The 16,051-nt window shown below is 67.0% G+C and carries 13 protein-coding genes and 1 tRNA gene; 13 read left to right on the top strand and 1 reads right to left on the bottom strand.

All coding sequences use genetic code 11. From position 1 onward, the window contains the following. The first annotated feature begins 68 nt into the window (after positions 1 to 68). The 12 genes from selD (at position 69) to murJ (ending at position 12,816) form a co-directional block, all read left to right on the top strand. Positions 69 to 1,118 (top strand): selenide, water dikinase SelD, encoded by a 1,050-nt coding sequence (gene selD / locus KNN16_RS12700; RefSeq protein ID WP_303897339.1) that lies wholly within the window; start codon positions 69 to 71, stop codon positions 1,116 to 1,118. Between the two features lie 49 nt (positions 1,119 to 1,167). Further along, positions 1,168 to 1,611 (top strand): archease, encoded by a 444-nt coding sequence (locus KNN16_RS12695; RefSeq protein WP_303897338.1) that lies wholly within the window; start codon positions 1,168 to 1,170, stop codon positions 1,609 to 1,611. Between the two features lie 59 nt (positions 1,612 to 1,670). After that, complete coding sequence (locus tag KNN16_RS12690; RefSeq protein WP_303897336.1) at positions 1,671 to 4,661, top strand: intein-containing RctB family protein; 2,991 nt, start codon at positions 1,671 to 1,673, stop codon at positions 4,659 to 4,661. Between the two features lie 8 nt (positions 4,662 to 4,669). Then, positions 4,670 to 5,413, top strand: a complete 744-nt coding sequence (locus KNN16_RS12685; protein ID WP_303897335.1) for a YggS family pyridoxal phosphate-dependent enzyme — start codon at positions 4,670 to 4,672, stop codon at positions 5,411 to 5,413. Positions 5,414 to 5,537: 124 nt separating this feature from the next. Beyond that, positions 5,538 to 5,804, top strand: coding sequence for a YggT family protein (locus tag KNN16_RS12680; RefSeq protein WP_299284810.1), 267 nt, complete (start codon positions 5,538 to 5,540; stop codon positions 5,802 to 5,804). Between the two features lie 38 nt (positions 5,805 to 5,842). Beyond that, a complete protein-coding gene (locus KNN16_RS12675) occupies positions 5,843 to 7,105 on the top strand; it encodes a hypothetical protein (protein ID WP_303897332.1) in 1,263 nt (420 codons plus the stop codon). Between the two features lie 163 nt (positions 7,106 to 7,268). Then, positions 7,269 to 8,192 carry an alpha/beta fold hydrolase gene (locus KNN16_RS12670; RefSeq protein ID WP_303897331.1) on the top strand — a complete coding sequence of 308 codons (924 nt, stop codon included), beginning with the start codon at positions 7,269 to 7,271 and terminating at the stop codon, positions 8,190 to 8,192. 69 nt (positions 8,193 to 8,261) lie between these two features. Continuing rightward, entirely contained in the window at positions 8,262 to 9,227 is a 966-nt protein-coding gene (locus tag KNN16_RS12665) for a metallophosphoesterase (RefSeq protein WP_303897330.1), read from the top strand. A 20-nt stretch (positions 9,228 to 9,247) separates the two neighbouring features. Further along, positions 9,248 to 9,326, top strand: a tRNA-Glu gene (locus KNN16_RS12660). A gap of 57 nt (positions 9,327 to 9,383) precedes the next feature. Further along, positions 9,384 to 10,346 (top strand): NUDIX hydrolase, encoded by a 963-nt coding sequence (locus tag KNN16_RS12655; RefSeq protein ID WP_303897327.1) that lies wholly within the window; start codon positions 9,384 to 9,386, stop codon positions 10,344 to 10,346. A gap of 55 nt (positions 10,347 to 10,401) precedes the next feature. Beyond that, positions 10,402 to 11,313 (top strand): esterase family protein, encoded by a 912-nt coding sequence (locus KNN16_RS12650; protein WP_303897326.1) that lies wholly within the window; start codon positions 10,402 to 10,404, stop codon positions 11,311 to 11,313. Positions 11,314 to 11,361: 48 nt separating this feature from the next. Then, complete coding sequence (murJ, locus tag KNN16_RS12645; protein ID WP_303897325.1) at positions 11,362 to 12,816, top strand: murein biosynthesis integral membrane protein MurJ; 1,455 nt, start codon at positions 11,362 to 11,364, stop codon at positions 12,814 to 12,816. Here murJ and KNN16_RS12640 read toward each other — a convergent pair. Beyond that, positions 12,785 to 15,064 carry a GAF domain-containing protein gene (locus tag KNN16_RS12640; protein ID WP_303897324.1) on the bottom strand — a complete coding sequence of 760 codons (2,280 nt, stop codon included), beginning with the start codon at positions 15,062 to 15,064 and terminating at the stop codon, positions 12,785 to 12,787. The genes murJ and KNN16_RS12640 overlap by 32 nt on opposite strands. 366 nt (positions 15,065 to 15,430) lie before the next feature. Between KNN16_RS12640 and KNN16_RS12635 the strand changes: the two genes are divergently transcribed. After that, entirely contained in the window at positions 15,431 to 16,051 is a 621-nt protein-coding gene (locus KNN16_RS12635) for an RNA polymerase sigma factor (RefSeq protein ID WP_299284831.1), read from the top strand.

Here is a 16,051-nt window from a genome sequence, read left to right as displayed (position 1 = left end):
GATATACTTCATAGCGGCACCGGCGGATCCGCCGCGCGACGCGCAATTCCATTGAGAGGAGCAAGGCGTTGGACAACAAGACCGTCCGGTTGACGGCGCTGGCTTCGTGCGCAGGTTGAGCCAGCAAGATGGGCCCGGAGGCCCTGGCGCACGTGCTGCGCCGGCTCCACGAAGAACTCCCATCCCGGCCGCATCCGGCGGTTCTGGTCGGGCTGGAGGCGCCGGATGACGCGGCCGTCTACCAGCTGGACGAGGAGACCGCCCTCGTCCAGTCGGTGGACTTTTTCCCGCCGGTGGTGGATGACCCTTACGCCTATGGGGCCATCGCCGCCGCCAACGCCATGAGCGACATCTACGCCATGGGCGGCGAGGTCCGCTTCGCCCTGAACCTGGTGGCCTTCCCGGAGGGACTGGATCCGGAGATCCTGGTCCGGATCCTGAAGGGAGCTGCCGAGAAAGTGCGAGAGGCAGGCGGGGTGGTCCTGGGCGGCCACACGGTCAGCGATCGCGAGCCCAAGTTCGGGCTGGCGGTCACCGGCATCGTCCACCCCCAGCGCATCCTGCGGAAGTCCGGCGCCCGGCTGGGGGACGTGCTGGTGCTGACCAAGCCCCTGGGCAGCGGGGTGATCACCACCGCCCTCAAGCGGGACATGGCCCGGCCGGAAGAGGTTGAGGAGGCCATGGCCTGGATGATGCGCCTGAACAAGACGGCGGCCCGGCTGGCGGTCAAAAGCAACGCCCATGCCGCCACCGATGTCACCGGGTTCGGGCTGCTAGGCCACGCCTGGGAGATGGTCGAGGCCTCGGGGGTGGGGCTGACCCTGGAGGTCGGGCGGCTGCCCTGGATGCGAGGGGCGCAGCGCTGCGCCGAGGCCGAGGCCTTCGCCGGCGGGCTCTGGCGCAACCGGGACTTCTATCGCCCCCATGTCGCGCTGGATCCCTCCATCGACGAACGCACAGAGGCCCTCCTGTATGATCCCCAGACCTCCGGCGGGCTGCTGTTGGCCTTCGCGCCCCGGGATGCGGAGGCCTTCCTCGCCCGCATGGCTGAGGCCGGCGAGCCCGCATGGGTGATCGGCCGCTTCGAAGGAGAGCCCGGGATCCGCGTGATCCCGTAGCCGAGCCCCGCGTCCCCCGCTCCTCCATCCTTTACCGGGAGGGAACCCGATGCCGGAGCTGGCGGTGCCTTTTGAGGAGATCCCCCACACGGCGGACTGGGCCATCCGGGCCTACGGGCGCACGCTGCCGGAGCTGTTCGCCCACGCCGCCCTGGGGATGTATAGCCTGCTCACGGACCTGGAAACCGTGCCCGAGGCAGAGCGGCGGGAGGCCCTGGTCGAAGCCGCCAGCCCCGAAGGCCTGCTGGTGGCCTGGCTGAACGAGCTGGTCTACCTCACGGAGCGCGAGGGGCTGGCCTTCAAGCGCTTCGAGATCCTGGAGCTCCACCTTCCGGATCCCGAGGATCCGGAGTCCATCGGCCGGCTCCGCGCCGCCGCCTATGGAGGGCACCCGGAGTCCGTGCGAAAATATATTAAGGCGGTCACGTATCACAACGTGGCCATTCGGCAGGAGGACGGCCTCTACGTGGTGGAGCTGGTGTTCGACGTGTGAACACAATGCCCGGAGGCGCCCTGCGTTCCGGCAGCGGGATGGAATAGAGGGGGTGAGAGATGGCTCGGGAGATTCGCAAGCAGGATTTCCGTCGGATCAATGAGTATCTTTGGGAGCTGCCCACGTCCTTTGACCCGCGGATGAACGTCCCCGTTCGCATCTACGCGGACGAGGAGCTGCTGGAGGATGCCCTGGGGGACCTTTCGGTCCACCAGGCGGTGAACGCGGCCTCGCTACCCGGCCTGGTGGGGGCTGTGGTGGTCATGCCGGACGTGCATATGGGCTACGGGTTCCCCATTGGAGGGGTGATGGCCAGCAAAGTCCCCGGGGGGATCATCTCGCCGGGAGCCATCGGATATGACATCAACTGCTTGACTGGAGATGCCCGCATCCTCCACCGCTTCGGATATACGCGGGCGATCCAAGAGCTCGCTCAGGACTGGTCCCGTGCGGAGCTGATCTGCTACAACACCCGTTCAACCTGCCTGGATTCGACACCGATCATCCGCTTCCTGCATCGGCCAGCGGATCCGGTGCTCTACCGGGTGCTCACCCGCTCCGGGGACGAGATCATCGCCACCGGAGATCACCCCTTCCTGACCCCGGAGGGAATGCGTCCGGTGGACGAGCTGCAGCCGGGGGATCGGATTGCTTTCCTGCCCTTCGAAGGCGTCCCCTATGAAGATCCCCCGGATGAAGTGATCGTGGATATCCCGGATGTAGAACGCATCCTACAGGAGGCTGGCAAAGACAACCAGCGAGGTGGGATCACTAAGGCCATTACAGGCCTTCAGCGCAGGGGGCTGTTGCCTCTGCGTTACACATCCCCCGCTCTCCCGTATTTGCTGAAACTCCTGGGCTACGCATGGGGCGATGGAACCGCTGGGTTCATGCGCCGTCGAAAAGAGGGGGTGTTGGTCCTATATGGAAAGGAGGAGGATCTCGCACAGATCCTGGACGATCTCCACCGCCTGGGATACGGAGGTTACCTCCGCTCTCGACGCCGAAAGGTGGTTATCCGAACCCCTTATCAGGTCTATGAGACGGTGGGGGCCACAGGAGAGCTGGAAGTAAACTCCACCGGGCTGGTGGCCCTCCTGGCCGCGATGGGATTGCCCCTGGGCTCCAAGACGGAGCACGGCGGACGCATCCCGGAGTGGTTGAAGCGAGCCCCCCTCTGGCAACAGCGACTCTTCCTCGCCGCTTTCTTCGGAGCAGAACTTCCGGCACCGGCTCTGCATGGCCGGTCCGCCATCAAGATGCGGCGACCTGTCCTGACCATCGCCTGCGCCGAACATCACCTTGCGGAGGGATATCGGTTTCTGGCGGATATCGCGGAGATGTTGGAGCGCTTCGGGGTTCGAACCAACGGGATCTATGTCGAAAAGCGGGCGCTTCTGCGAAGCGATGGCTCGCGCTCTCGAATTCTCCGCTTGTTGATCTCAGGGGATACAGAGAATCTGATTCGGTTGTTTACGCGAGTCGGCGTTGAATACAACATGGAACGTCGGTTCCTGAGCCTGGTCAGCGCCCAATACCTGAAGCGGAAACAGACTGTTCGTCAGGCCCGGCAAGCTCTGCGCCGCGCCATCGCGGAAGCCTATCGCCAAGGGCAGCCGGTTCAGGCGGTGCTGGAAGCCGCCTCGATCCCGGTGAACACCCGTTTCGTAACACGATCCATGTGGGAAGCGCAACCGAAGGGAGCTGGGCTTCCGCGGGATTTCCCAGACTTCCCCACTTACATGAAGCAGGCGACAGAAGGGCTCGGGCGGTCCGGTATAGTGTGGGAGGAAATCGATCGCATTGAGCGGGTAGAGGATTACAAGGGCGAAGTGTATGACTTCACGGTTTTGCATGAAGACCATAACTTCGTCGCCAATGGTTTTGTGGTTTCGAATTGCGGCGTTCGTCTGCTGGCGACCAACCTGACCGAGGAACAGATCGCGCCCCATCTGGCGGAGCTGGCCACCCGGATCTACCACAACTGTCCCAGCGGGGTGGGCTCGGAGGGCCATGTGCCCCTGACCGCCCGGCAGCTGGACGAGGTGCTGGCGGAGGGGGCCCGTTGGGCCCTGCGCCACGGCTACGCCCGGCCCGAGGACCTGGAGTGCACCGAGGAGTTCGGCTGCATGCCCAACGCCGACCCCGACAAGGCCACCCCTAAGGCCAAGGAGCGGGGGAAGGATCAGCTGGGCACCCTGGGCGCAGGGAACCACTTCATCGAAGTGGATGTGGTAGACGAGATCTTCGATCCGGTAGCCGCAGAGCGCATGGGGCTCTTCAAGGGACAGGTGGCCGTGCAGATCCACTGTGGCTCGCGGGGCTTCGGCCACCAGATCTGCACCGATTACCTGCAGCGCTTCGAGCGGGTCATCCATAAATACGGCATCAAGCTCCCCGACAAGGAGCTGATGTGCGCCCCCATCGACAGCCCCGAGGGCCAGGACTACATCAAGGCCATGGCCTGCGCGGCGAACTTCGCCTTCTGCAACCGCCAGATCCTGGCCCACTACATCCGCAAGAGCTTCGAGGAGGTCCTCAAACCGAGGGGCATCGCCCACGACGTCTGGCAAGTCTACGACATCGCCCACAACATGGGCAAGATCGAGACCCACGAGATCGACAGCCAGCGGATGACGGTGTGCGTGCACCGCAAAGGGGCGACCCGTGCCTGGGGGCCGGGCTCTCCCGGCCTGCCGAAGAAATACGCCGACATCGGTCAGCCGGTCCTGATCCCCGGCTCCATGGGCACCGCCTCCTACGTGCTGCTGGGGACGCCCGGCTCCATGGCCCAGACCTTCGGGAGCACCTGCCACGGGGCCGGCCGCGTCATGAGCCGCGCCCAGGCCAAGCGGGAGATCCGCGGGGAGAAGCTCAAGGCGGAGCTGGAGAGCCAGGGCATCGTGGTCCGCGCCGGCTCCATGGCCGGCCTGGCCGAGGAGGCCCCCCGGGCCTACAAGGACGTCAGCCGCGTGGTCGAGGTGGTCCACCACGCCGGGATCGCCAAGAAAGTGGCCCGGCTGCGGCCGATTGCCGTGATCAAGGGTTGAGACCCTCGATGGAAGCCTCCGTCGCCGAACGCTGGGCAGCGGTGCAGGAGCGGATCGCCCGAGCCGCCCGCCGGGCGGGCCGGGATCCGGCCGAGGTGACGGTGGTGGCGGTGACCAAAACGGTGCCGCCGGAGCGCATCGTCGAAGCCTATGCCTGCGGCCTGCGGGTCTTCGGGGAGAACCGGGTGGAAGAGGCGGAGGAGAAGATCCCACAGGTGCACGCCCGGCTGGGGAGCGAGGCCCACATCCACTGGCATCTGGTGGGCCACCTGCAGCGCCGGAAAGCGCGGCGGGCCCTGGGCCTCTTCGAGGTGATCCACTCCGTGGACTCGCTCCCCCTGGCCGAGAAGCTGAGCCGCCTCGCAGCGGAAAGCGGGCGGGTCGTGGAGATCCTGCTGGAGTGCAACGTCTCCGGCGAGGCCACCAAATACGGCTTCCCTCTGCACCGCTGGGAAGAGGACCCGAGCCAGCGCGAGGCGTTCATGGAGGCGGTGGCCCGTATCCTGGACCTGCCGGGCCTGCGGGTGAGCGGGCTGATGACCGTCGCCCCCATGGCCTCCGACCCGGAAACGGTGCGGCCGGTGTTTCGGCGGTTGCGGGCCCTGCGGGACTTTCTGGCCAAGCGGTTCCCCCGAGCCTCCTGGGCCCATCTCTCCATGGGGATGACCGATGACTTCGAGGTGGCCATCGAGGAAGGCGCCACGATGATCCGCCTGGGACGGGCCATCTTCGGAGAACGCCCCGCGCGTTGAGGTCCCCACGGCCCCCCGACCCCTGGCCCTTGCCTCCACCCCGGGGAACCGCCTTGAGGTAAGATGGGGAACGGATGGGCGCGCAGGCCGCCCTCCCTGATTCCTCAGGAGGAAACCGACGGAGATGTCCGGAAACTGGATCTCACTGGTGGACGCCCTGGTCAACCTCTACGTCCTGCTGATCGTGGTCTACGTGTTCACTTCGTGGATCGGCATGGACCCGTGGCATCCGGCTCGCCGTCTTCTGGGAGGTCTGGTGGAGCCGGTGCTGAATCCGCTGCGGCGTTACATCCCCCCGGTCGGCGGACTGGACTTCACGCCCCTGGTGGCCATCCTGCTCATCGAGCTGGCCGGCCGGCTCCTCAAGGCGCTGCTGGCCGGAGGGCTCTGAACATCATCCGGGATTGATCCTCATGAGGACCGGAGGCTATGCGCGTTCCTGAGATGCGGCGCTTCGGACGATGGTTCGGTCTGATCGGGCTGTTGCTCGCCCTGTCCGCATGCCGGCCGGCCCCGTTGCTGCGCTCCGCCACGATCCAGCCGGATCTCCTGACTCCGGATGGGGACGGCCGGAACGAGGTGGTGGCGATCCGTTACGCGCTGGGTCGGAACGCCATCGTCTCGATCTATTTCGTGGGCCCGGACGGGACCCCCCGCTACTTCCGGCGGGAACAACCCCGGCCTCGGGGGGAATATGAGGTCCTGTTCAACGGGGTGGTGGAGAACCAGCTGCTCCCCGACGGCCATTACACCTGGGTGGTGGAGGCCCGGGACGGATCGGAGACGGCGCAGATCACCGGCACCCTCACCGTGAGCGGATCGCACCCTCAGGCTCTCCGCATCACCGGCTTCAGCATCTCGCCCCCCGAGTTCACCCCCAACCGGGACGGGTTGAGCGACCGGGCGACCATCAACGTTTGCATCAACCGACCGGCCCAGATCCTCGTCTACCTGGAGGGCGCCGACGGCGTCCGTTACCCGGTCCCCCGCAAGGAGGTGCAGCTGCGCAAGCCCGGCGAGGAGGGATGCCACATCTTCGACTACGACGCCGGCGTCGATCGAGGCCAGGAGCCGCCCCCCGACGGAACCTACACGGTCTACGCGGTGGCGGAGGACGCCCTGGGGCTTCGGGATGTGGTCACCGGAACCCTGACCATCCGCGAGGGCGGAGTGCCGCGGGCGGAGATCCTCAACGGACGGGTGGAGTTCCGTTCGGACATCTCCGCAGGGACCGGGGATTACATCCCGGTCAACCTCGGCGGCTTCCTCTATTTCACGCTGACGGTGCATAACTACGGGGCGGTTCCGATCCGGACCAGCGGGCCGCCCCCCGGGACCTGTTATGATCTGGATCAGACCTTCAACACGCCGCAGCCGGGGCGGCCGGAGGGCTGGGCCGAGGAATCCGGGGCCTGGCGGGTGGGCATCGACTTCGACACCTCCCTGCGCAACTACCCCTTCCGCTGGGCGGTGGGCCGCCCGGAGGATCTCGAGGTGCGGATCATCGACGGCCGGCCGTATTACTATCTGCCGGCGGGCCGAACGGCCATCGTGACCGGCTGCATCCGGATCACCTACGTGCCACCCCGCAACCCCCTGTATTTCTGGGCCGGCCTGATCCACGAGGACGTGGAGATCGCCCCGCTGAACAACCGGGTGGATCCTCACCGGGTGCTTATTGAGGGCCCGTGAAAGCCGCTTTCCCGGGCTGTGCTCACCTTTCTCACCCGAGGGGTGCTTAGCAGACCGCCCTCTGACACATAAAGCAATAGCGCGTCCTGGCCTCCGTTGAAATCTTCTCTCAGGGAAGATATATCCCACCAGAGGCTGCAGGTCTCGTTGAGGAACGAGGAAAATGAAGAGCAAAATCCGGAAGCGCTGGACTTCGGGAGTCTTGCTGTTCTTAACTTTGATTCTAGCGGTCGCAATAAGCTCCCTCTACTTTTACTTCAAGCTAACCCACCGTGTAGTCGGCCAATATGTGGAAGTCAACAACATCCACCTTCATTATACGGATGAGGGAGCAGGGGAGCCCGTTATCTTAGTCCATGGATTCGCTACCAACGCTGATTTAAACTGGCGGTTGCCTGGAATTCACAATGAACTTAAAGCTCATTTTCGAGTGATCGCCATGGACTTGCGCGGGCATGGCTTGAGCGATAAGCCCCATAGCCCAGAGGCCTATGGTTTGGAGATGGTGAAAGACATCGCCGCGTTGATGGATGAATTGGGGATCCAAAGCGCTCACCTGGTCGGTTATTCGCTCGGAGGCTTCCTCGTCCTGAAATTTGCCGTGTTGTATCCCCAGCGGGTGCGTACCCTTAGCATAATGGGCGCAGGATGGGCCAATCCTGAAGAAAGGGATTTTCAACAGTCCCTGGAAGCTATCGCTCAGCAGCTCCGGGCAGGCCGGGCGATTGGACCTCTCAGCGCTGCTTGGCCCGAGGCTCGACGTAAGCCTGGGGTTCTCCATACCACATTCGTTATGCTGATGACACGCTATTTCAACGATCCTCTGGCACTAGCTGCCATGGTGGAAGCTTTGCCCGAAATTGCTGTATCTCGAGAAGATTTGGCCCATTTGAGGGTTCCGATTTGCGTCATAGTTGGCGAACGGGATCCCTTAAGGGGATCCGCAGAGAACCTCTGCGCCAATGTGCCCTGCACGTTCATCCTCATACCAGGAGCGGATCATGTAACAGCTCCTTTTAGCCAAACTCTCCGAGATTCGTTGGTGAAATGCCTTCTCTATAAAAGCATGGAGACAACTCGTAACTAATGGACCCTTAACGGTCTGTTACGAAAAAAAGCGCAACCCTCGGCCGATGGATCTAGAGAGACAGGATCTATGCGCGTGTGGAAGCGAATAGGGTTCGGGCTGCTCCTGCTCGGGGCGCTGGCCTTCGCCGATCCCCGTGGTTCGGCGGGGGATCGAGCGCCCCAAGCCCCGACACCGACCCCATCCGTGCGCTTCGCCGTGATCGGCGACTACGGGCAGGCCGGTCCGGCCGCCGAGGCCGTGGCCCGGCTGGTCCGCGGCTGGAATCCCGATTTCATCGTCACCACCGGGGACAACAACTACCCGCGCGGGGAAGCTCGGACCATCGATGCGAACATCGGGCAGTATTACCACACGTTCATCGCCCCTTACCGGGGCCGCTACGGCCCGGGCGCCGACCGCAACCGCTTCTTCCCCGTCCTGGGCAACCACGACTGGGCGGCCGCCGGCGCGCGGCCCTATCTCGAATATTTCGACCTGCCCGGCAACGAGCGTTATTACGACGTCCGCTGGGGTCCGGTGCACCTGTTCCTCCTGGACAGCGATCCTCACGAGCCCGACGGGATCACCGCGGACTCCCGCCAGGCCCGCTGGCTGGCGGAACGATTGAAGGCCTCCGATGCGCCGTGGCGCCTCGTGGTGATGCATCACCCCCCTTACTCCTCGGGCCTGCACGGCTCCACCCCCGCCCTCCAGTGGCCCTTCGCCGCCTGGGGGGTCGCCGCCGTCCTCGCCGGGCACGACCACGTCTACGAACGGATCGAACGGGACGGGGTCCTCTACTTTGTCAACGGGCTGGGCGGCCATCCCGCTCGTTACCCTTTCCGCGCCCCGGTCCCCGGCAGCCGGGTTCGCTATTGGGCCCAGCATGGGGCGATGCGGGTGGAGGCGAACGCGTGCCGGATCACCTTCGAGTTCATCACGGTGGACGGCCGCCGCATCGATGCGGTGACCCGTCTCCATCCGGCGTGCGGGGGCACGAGCCTCCGCGCCTCCGGGTCGCTCCGTCTTGACGGAGGAAGGCTCCCACGGTAAGATTGAAATGCAAGGACCGTGGCCCCGTCGTCTAGCCCGGTTTAGGACGCTGCCCTCTCAAGGCAGAGATCGCGGGTTCAAATCCCGCCGGGGCCACCATCCCGGGCGCGGCAGAGGCCGCGCCCGATTTGCTTTACCGAGGAGGCCTGCGCCGCGATGGATTACATCCGCTGGCTACGGGAGCGGATCGGCCCGGAGCCGGTCTGGCTGGTCTACGCGACCGCCCTCATCGTCGACGAGGCCGGACGGATCCTGCTGCAGCGCCGGGCCGACTTCGAGGCCTGGGGGCTCCCCGGCGGGGTGATGGAGCCCGGCGAGTCCCTCCTCCAGGCCCTCCACCGGGAGGTCCGGGAGGAGACCGGCCTCTCCATCCGCGTGGAGCGATTGATCGGCCTCTACACGTCCCCGGAGTTTATGGTGCGCTACCCGAACGGCGACGTCGTCCACCCGGTGACCGCTTGCTTTCTGGCCCGTCCCGCAGGGGGCACCCTGCGCCCGGACGGACGGGAATCCCTGGCCCTGGACTGGGTGTCCCTGGCGGAGCTGCCGCCCCTTCCCCCCTGGTATGCGGCGATGATCGCCGATTTCCGTCGCCACGATCCCGCCGCCGCCTTTCGGACCGGCGCCCCCGGCCGCCTCGCTTCACGACCGGGCGAGACCATCCGGCGCCTGCGGGCGCGGGTGGGCTCCGCCCCCCTGGTCGTCCCCGCCACCAGCGCGGTGATCTTCAACGATCGGGGGGAGATCCTCCTCCAGCGCCGCGAGGACAACGGGGAATGGGGCCTCCCCGGGGGGATCATGGAGATCGGCGAGCGCATCGATCAAACCCTGGTCCGGGAGGTGTGGGAGGAAACCGGCCTGGAGGTGGAGCCCCTCCGCCTGACCGGCCTCTATACGGATCCGGCGTGGACGTTCACCTACCCGAACGGGGATCGCTCCCAGCCGGTGGTGGCTTGCTTCGAGGCGCGCATCATCGGAGGGCACCTCCAGGCCGATGGAGCGGAATCCCTGGAGGTGGGGTTCTTCCCGCCGGATCGACTGCCGGAGCCCCTGGATCTTCGCTGGCGGATCCGCATCGAGGACGCGCGCGCCGGGCTCCCCGGCGCCGTGGTCCGTTGAAGAGCGAGCCACGCGAACCCCGGAAAAAAGATCCCGGCCCCGGATGAAAGAGGAGATGCGGAAAGATCCCTGGCTGGCGCTCGTTGGATTGCTGCTCCTGTTGAACCTGGCGCTTCTCGGAGGGCCTCGGGCGCGGATGGCGCTTCCCACCTGGCCGCCTCCCACACCCACGCCCGTGCCCACGGCGACGCCGTCGCCGACTCCAACCTCCACACCCACGGCAACGCCCACCTCAACGCCTGCGCCCACGCCGACCTGCACGCCCGGCCGCTGGGAGCGCGCCTCTCTTCCGATCCCCACCCTGGGGCTGGAGATCCCTTATCAGGTTTACCTGCCTCCCTGCCTGGATCCCGGGCACCGGTATCCGACCCTGTATCTCCTGCATGGGTATCCCTATGATCACCGGCACTGGGACCAGCTGGGCATCGATGAGGCGATGGCGGCAGGGATCGGCGTCCGCCGCTGGCCGCCCTTCCTCATCGTGCTGCCGGGCTTCCCGGACGATCTATACCTGGGGACCAGCGGCGGGCCCGGCTCGGTGGAGGCCGTGGTGATGGAGGCGCTGATCCCGGAGGTCGAGGCGCGTTACCCGGCGATGCCGGCGCGGTGGGCCCGGGCCATCGGGGGGATCTCGCGGGGCGGGGTGTGGGCCCTGGAGATCGCCCTGCGCCATCCCGAGGCCTTCGCCAGCGTCGGGGGACACAGCCCCGCTCTGAGCGTGAACGCTGCCCCGCCGGCGTATGATCCTCTCATTCTCGCCCAGGAAGCCGACCTGCTGGGACTCCGGATCTACCTGGACGCCGGGGATGCGGACTGGGCGCTGGAGGGGGCCCGGCAGCTGGCGGAGATCCTGCAGGGGCGCGGGGCCTCTGTGCGCTTCGAGATCCATCCGGGGGGCCACGACGATGCCCTGTGGGCCGGGGCGCTGGAGGCGTATCTGGACTTTTACGCCGAGCCGTGGAAGTGAGGCGCGGCGGGGGGATCGATCCCGCGGGATCGTGCCGGGAGGTGGGGGATGGGATCGGGAGGAAGGCCGGAACGGCGGTGCGATCCGACCTCTCGGGAAGGCTTCGGGGAGTGGGCGGAAGGCCTGTGGCGCATCGCGCCTTTCCTGGATGCCGGCACCCTCCGGTTTCTTCGTCAGATCCTGCAGCCGGCGGCCGTGGTGGCCGGCCTGGGGCTGGCGGGGAAGCTCACTGGCTTCCTGGCTCAAATCGTGGTCGCCGCCCGCTTCGGGACCGGGCTGGAGAAGAGCGCTTTCGACGTCGCCATGGTGATGCCGGACTTCCTCTTCCTGTTCACCGGGGGAACCCTGGCGGTGGTTCTGGTGCCGGTGCTCACCGCGCTCTCCCTGCGCGATCCCCATGAAGCCGCCCGCCTGGCCACCACGGCGGCCCTTCTCACCCTGATCGGTCTGACCCTGGCCGGCCTGCTCATCGCCGGGAGCGCGCCCTTCTGGGTCTGCCGGGTCTTCGGACCCGGCCTTCCCCCTGAGGGACAGGAGGTGGCCATTCGTTTGCTGCGGATCCTCTGGATCGGGACGGTGCTCTTCGGGCTCAGCGGGGTGCTGACGGCGGTGCTCCACACCGCCCGCCGCTTCGCATGGCCGGCCCTGGGCTCGGTGCTGGCGGACGCCGGGCCGATCCTGGGGGCGCTGGCCCTGGCCGCCCCCCTGGGCATCGTCGGGCTGGCCTGGGGGGTGATCCTGGGGGCCTTTCTTCATAACCTCAGCCTGCTGCCGGGGCTGCGCCGCTGGCCCTGGGCCTGGGCGGTGGACCTTCGGCATCCGGGCCTGCGGCAGGCGGGACGCCTGCTCCTGCTGCGGGGCCTGATCGTCGCCCTGGCGTATTTTCAGATCGCCTGGGGCTATCGGCTGGTGGGCGGCATGGCACCCGGGGCGGTGGCCGCCCTCGCCTACGCCTGGCGCCTGATGCAGGTCCCCCAGACCCTCATCAGCACCAGCCTGGCCACGGTGCTCCTCCCGACCCTTTCCGCTCACGCCGCCCGGGGCGACCCGGAGGCCCTGCGGCAGGATCTGGTCCGGACCCTGCGGGTCGCAGGGGGGCTCAGCCTCCTGGCCGGCGGGGCGCTCTGGTTCGGCGGAGAGACCCTGGTGCGGACGATGCTGGCCCGGGGCGCCTTCGGCGAGGCGTCGGTGGAAGCCGTGGGGGCGGCGCTGCGGATGTTCGCTCCCGGGCTGCTGACCTACACCATCGCCGAGCTGGCCGCCCGGGCCTTCTACGCCCGACATGATTTCCTCCGGCCTCTCGCGGCGGCTGCCATCGGGACGGCGGCCTATCTCGGGATGGCCCCTCTTTTCGCCCATGCCCTGGGTCCTTCCGGACCCGCCCTCGCCAACAGCCTGGCGATCGGGCTGGAGGGGCTGCTGCTGTTGCGCGGGCTCCGTCGGATGCGGATGGCGCCCCCTTCCCCGCCTCTTACGCGGCAGATCCCTCCGGAGATCCGCTGAGGGGGATCTCCAGGACGGCTTCCACGCCCCGCGGCGCGCGGGGGTGCAGGCGCAGGCGGCCGCCGTGGGCTTCCGCCACGCTCCGGGCCACCGCCAGCCCAATGCCCATCCCTCCGAACCGCCGGGTGGTCCCTCCATCCACCTGATAGAACGGCTCCCCCACCCGCGAGAGGGACTCGATCGGAATCCCGATCCCCTCATCCCGTATGATCACCCGGGCGATCCCACCCTCTGAGGCCAGCTCCAGTTCCACCCGTCCGCCTGGAGGGGAGAACTTGAAGGCGTTGTCCAGCAGTTCTCCGATCGCATGCGCCAGCGCTTCCGCGTCCCCGACCACCCACACCGCCTCGGCCGGGAGCCGGACTTCGAAGGGGTTCTTTTCGGGATCCGGGCGCGCCCGGATCATACGAGCGACGGCCTCCACCAGCCGACGCAGATCCAGGGGCCGGTGGAGCTGGGGAGCGCCCCGCACGGTTTGCAGAGTGAGCAGGAGCTCAATATAGCGGTGGAGCTGGCCCAGCCGCTCCCGGGCGATGGCCACCGCTTCCTGCTGAGATGCGCTCAACGGACCGAGGGCACCCTCCGCGAGCAGCTCCAGATACCCCAGCGCCACGGCGAGGGGGGTGCGCAGCTCGTGGGAGACGTTCTGGATCATCTGCTCCCGGGCCGTCAGCGCCTCCTCCAGGGCCCGGTTCAGCGTCTCCCGCTGCGCCAGGGCTCGCTGCAGCGCCTCGAACACCCGGGCGCTGTGGATCCCCGTCGCCAGCAAATCCGCCAGGCTCTCCAGCAGATCCCGGGTCTCCGGATCCATGGCCCGCGGCCTTCGCCACACCACGTGGAGCACTCCGAGGAGCGTGGCGCCCCGCCGTAGCGGGAGGGCCGCGTGGCTGCGGATCCCCTCCTGAATGAGGATCCGCCGGGTGATCGGGGGATAAGGATATCGATCGCATTCCTCCACCCACACCGGCTCGCCCCGGATCGCGATCTGGGCGGTGATGGTTTCCTCAGCCGCCTGAGAGGAAAGACGAACCATCGGCACGGTGGAATACCCGAGCGCGACTACCGCGCGCAACACATCCGGATCCGCCGGATCCACCACGTAGACGCTGGCGCCGTCAGCCGGGAGGTGGGCCAGGATCTCCTCCAGGGCCCGGGTCAGGAGAGCGGGCAGGTCCTGAAGCTCCGCCAGCGCCCGGGCGGTCTGATACAGCACGTGTAGCCGATCCGCCTGAGCCTGCAGGATGTGGATCATCCGGAAGCGTTTGAGGGCGTCTGCCAGCTGATGGGCGGCGGTTTCCGCCAGGCGGATCTCCTCCGGGGTGAACACGTGCGGCTCGCGGACGTAGTCGATCCCCAGGGTGCCCACGATCCACTCCCCGATCCACAAAGGGACCAGAAGCATGGAGCGCACCCCGACGCGCTTCAGCATCGCGCGCACGGGAGCGATGCGGGGATCCGTCTGCACATCCTCGATCGCGAGGGGACGGCGCTCCTGCAGGATCCAGGCCATGGAAGGGTTGTCCGGGATGGGGATGCGCTCGCCCAGGCCGGAAGGCGTGCCGACGGGGTTGTATTCCGTCACCACGACGAGGTGATCGCCGGAGGAGGCGATCAGCGCGACGGCTCCCCGATCCGCGCCCATCAGCTGGACCAGCTCGGTGAGGACGCTCGCAAAGAGCTCGTAGAGATCCTGGGCGCGGTTGGCCCGGAGGGCCAAACGGTTCAGGAAAGCCAGCTCCTCCGCCTGGCGGGCAGCGGCCTGATGCAGGGCCGCCCGCTCCAGGGCCAGCCCGATGGCCTGGACCGCGCCTTCCAGGAACTCCCGCTCCTCCGCTCCCCAGGTCCGGGGCTTCGGGCTCCCGAGGATCAGGCCTCCGGCCCATCCCGGACCCCCGCCCATGGGGAGGCCCGCGGCCGCGCCCAGGCCGGCGGCCCGTAGCGCCTCCCGGAGCATGGGGGGAGCCTCCTCCACATCCCGCACCCACACGGGCCGATCCGAGGTGAGGTCCCGGAGCGCCGCCAGGAGGGCGCCGGCGGACTCCTCCGGGAGTCCCCGGAAAATCCGGAGAACAGGGCCTTCCGGGCGGGGACGGAACTCCAGGATCCCCATTGGGAGATCCAGGGCGCCGACCACGATCTCCAGCCCGGCGGCCATCATCGGTTCCATTCGGGGATGGGCTCGGGTCAGCTCCAGGAACAGTCGGGTCAGCGCTTGCTGCAGGGTCCAGCGGCGTTCTATTCCGGACATACTCCCAACTCGCGATAAGTCTCCGGAAGAATCGCGCTCCGGCGATCTCCGAACCGGGGAGCCTTCCCTGATCCCCAAAGGGGCCTTCCCCCGATGAGGTCCGATGCGGAGGAATTCGAGAAGAGCGCCCCGCAGTTCTACCTCTTCAGCGGGGATCCGGAGCCGCCTTACCGATCCGCTCAACACCCATCTGCGGTCTGTGGAAAGATCACGCGCCCAGGACCAAGATGTAACTGCGCTCAAATTTTATGGGGCGGAACGGGATTCTGGCAAGCATCCGGCTGGTGATTCTGGACGAGCGAGCCACGCGCTCTTACAATCAGAATCAGCGGGGTGGGCCGAACCTGAGGGCGAGGTCCCTTCGAGATGGCTGCGGATCGCCGATCTACGGGAGATCTCTCGGAGGCGGATCTACTCGCTGCGCTGCGGCGGGGAGACCGGCAGGCCTTCGCGGCGGTGATCGACCGGTGCGGGGACACGGTCTACCATGTGGCCTACCGGCTGCTGGGGAGCCGGGAGGAAGCGGAGGATGTGCTCCAGGAGACGTTTCTGCAGGCCTTCCAGCACCTGAAGGATTTCCGGGGGGAGGCTCGGCTGTGCACCTGGCTGTATCGCATCGCCTACAACCTGGCCCTGATGCGGCTTCGGCGGAAGGAGCCGGAGACGATCTCCATCGACCAGCCGCTGACCCTGGGCGATGATGAGGAGGTCCCCCGGGAGCTGTTCGACTGGTGCTGCCTGCCGGAGGAGGAGCTCCTGCGGGCGGAGCTGCGATCGGTGCTGGAGGAGGCCATCCGCAGCCTGCCGCCGGGCCTGCGGGCGGTGTTTCTGCTCCGGGATGGGGAGGGTCTCTCCACCGAGGAGGTGGCTCGCATCCTGGGCATCTCCACCGATGCGGTGAAAACCCGTCTGCATCGGGCCCGGTTGCGGTTGCGGGAGCATCTGTCGCGTTACTTTGCGGAGGATCTGAAGGCCCACGGGGGGTGA

The organism is Thermoflexus hugenholtzii, assembly GCF_018771565.1.
In the GTDB taxonomy this organism is placed as follows: domain Bacteria; phylum Chloroflexota; class Anaerolineae; order Thermoflexales; family Thermoflexaceae; genus Thermoflexus; species Thermoflexus hugenholtzii_A.
This window is presented reverse-complemented; position numbering and strand designations above follow the sequence as displayed.

Bases quoted from the DNA above. Each gene is read 5' to 3' on its own strand.
- KNN16_RS12640 (WP_303897324.1), bottom strand. From the start codon at position 15,064: ATGTCCGGAATAGAACGCCGCTGGACCCTGCAGCAAGCGCTGACCCGA.
- KNN16_RS12670 (WP_303897331.1), top strand. From the start codon at position 7,269: ATGAAGAGCAAAATCCGGAAGCGCTGGACTTCGGGAGTCTTGCTGTTC.
- KNN16_RS12680 (WP_299284810.1), top strand. From the start codon at position 5,538: ATGTCCGGAAACTGGATCTCACTGGTGGACGCCCTGGTCAACCTCTAC.
- KNN16_RS12650 (WP_303897326.1), top strand. From the start codon at position 10,402: ATGCGGAAAGATCCCTGGCTGGCGCTCGTTGGATTGCTGCTCCTGTTG.
- KNN16_RS12675 (WP_303897332.1), top strand. From the start codon at position 5,843: ATGCGCGTTCCTGAGATGCGGCGCTTCGGACGATGGTTCGGTCTGATC.
- KNN16_RS12690 (WP_303897336.1), top strand. From the start codon at position 1,671: ATGGCTCGGGAGATTCGCAAGCAGGATTTCCGTCGGATCAATGAGTAT.
- murJ (WP_303897325.1), top strand. From the start codon at position 11,362: ATGGGATCGGGAGGAAGGCCGGAACGGCGGTGCGATCCGACCTCTCGG.
- KNN16_RS12665 (WP_303897330.1), top strand. From the start codon at position 8,262: ATGCGCGTGTGGAAGCGAATAGGGTTCGGGCTGCTCCTGCTCGGGGCG.
- KNN16_RS12695 (WP_303897338.1), top strand. From the start codon at position 1,168: ATGCCGGAGCTGGCGGTGCCTTTTGAGGAGATCCCCCACACGGCGGAC.
- KNN16_RS12635 (WP_299284831.1), top strand. From the start codon at position 15,431: ATGGCTGCGGATCGCCGATCTACGGGAGATCTCTCGGAGGCGGATCTA.
- KNN16_RS12685 (WP_303897335.1), top strand. From the start codon at position 4,670: ATGGAAGCCTCCGTCGCCGAACGCTGGGCAGCGGTGCAGGAGCGGATC.
- KNN16_RS12655 (WP_303897327.1), top strand. From the start codon at position 9,384: ATGGATTACATCCGCTGGCTACGGGAGCGGATCGGCCCGGAGCCGGTC.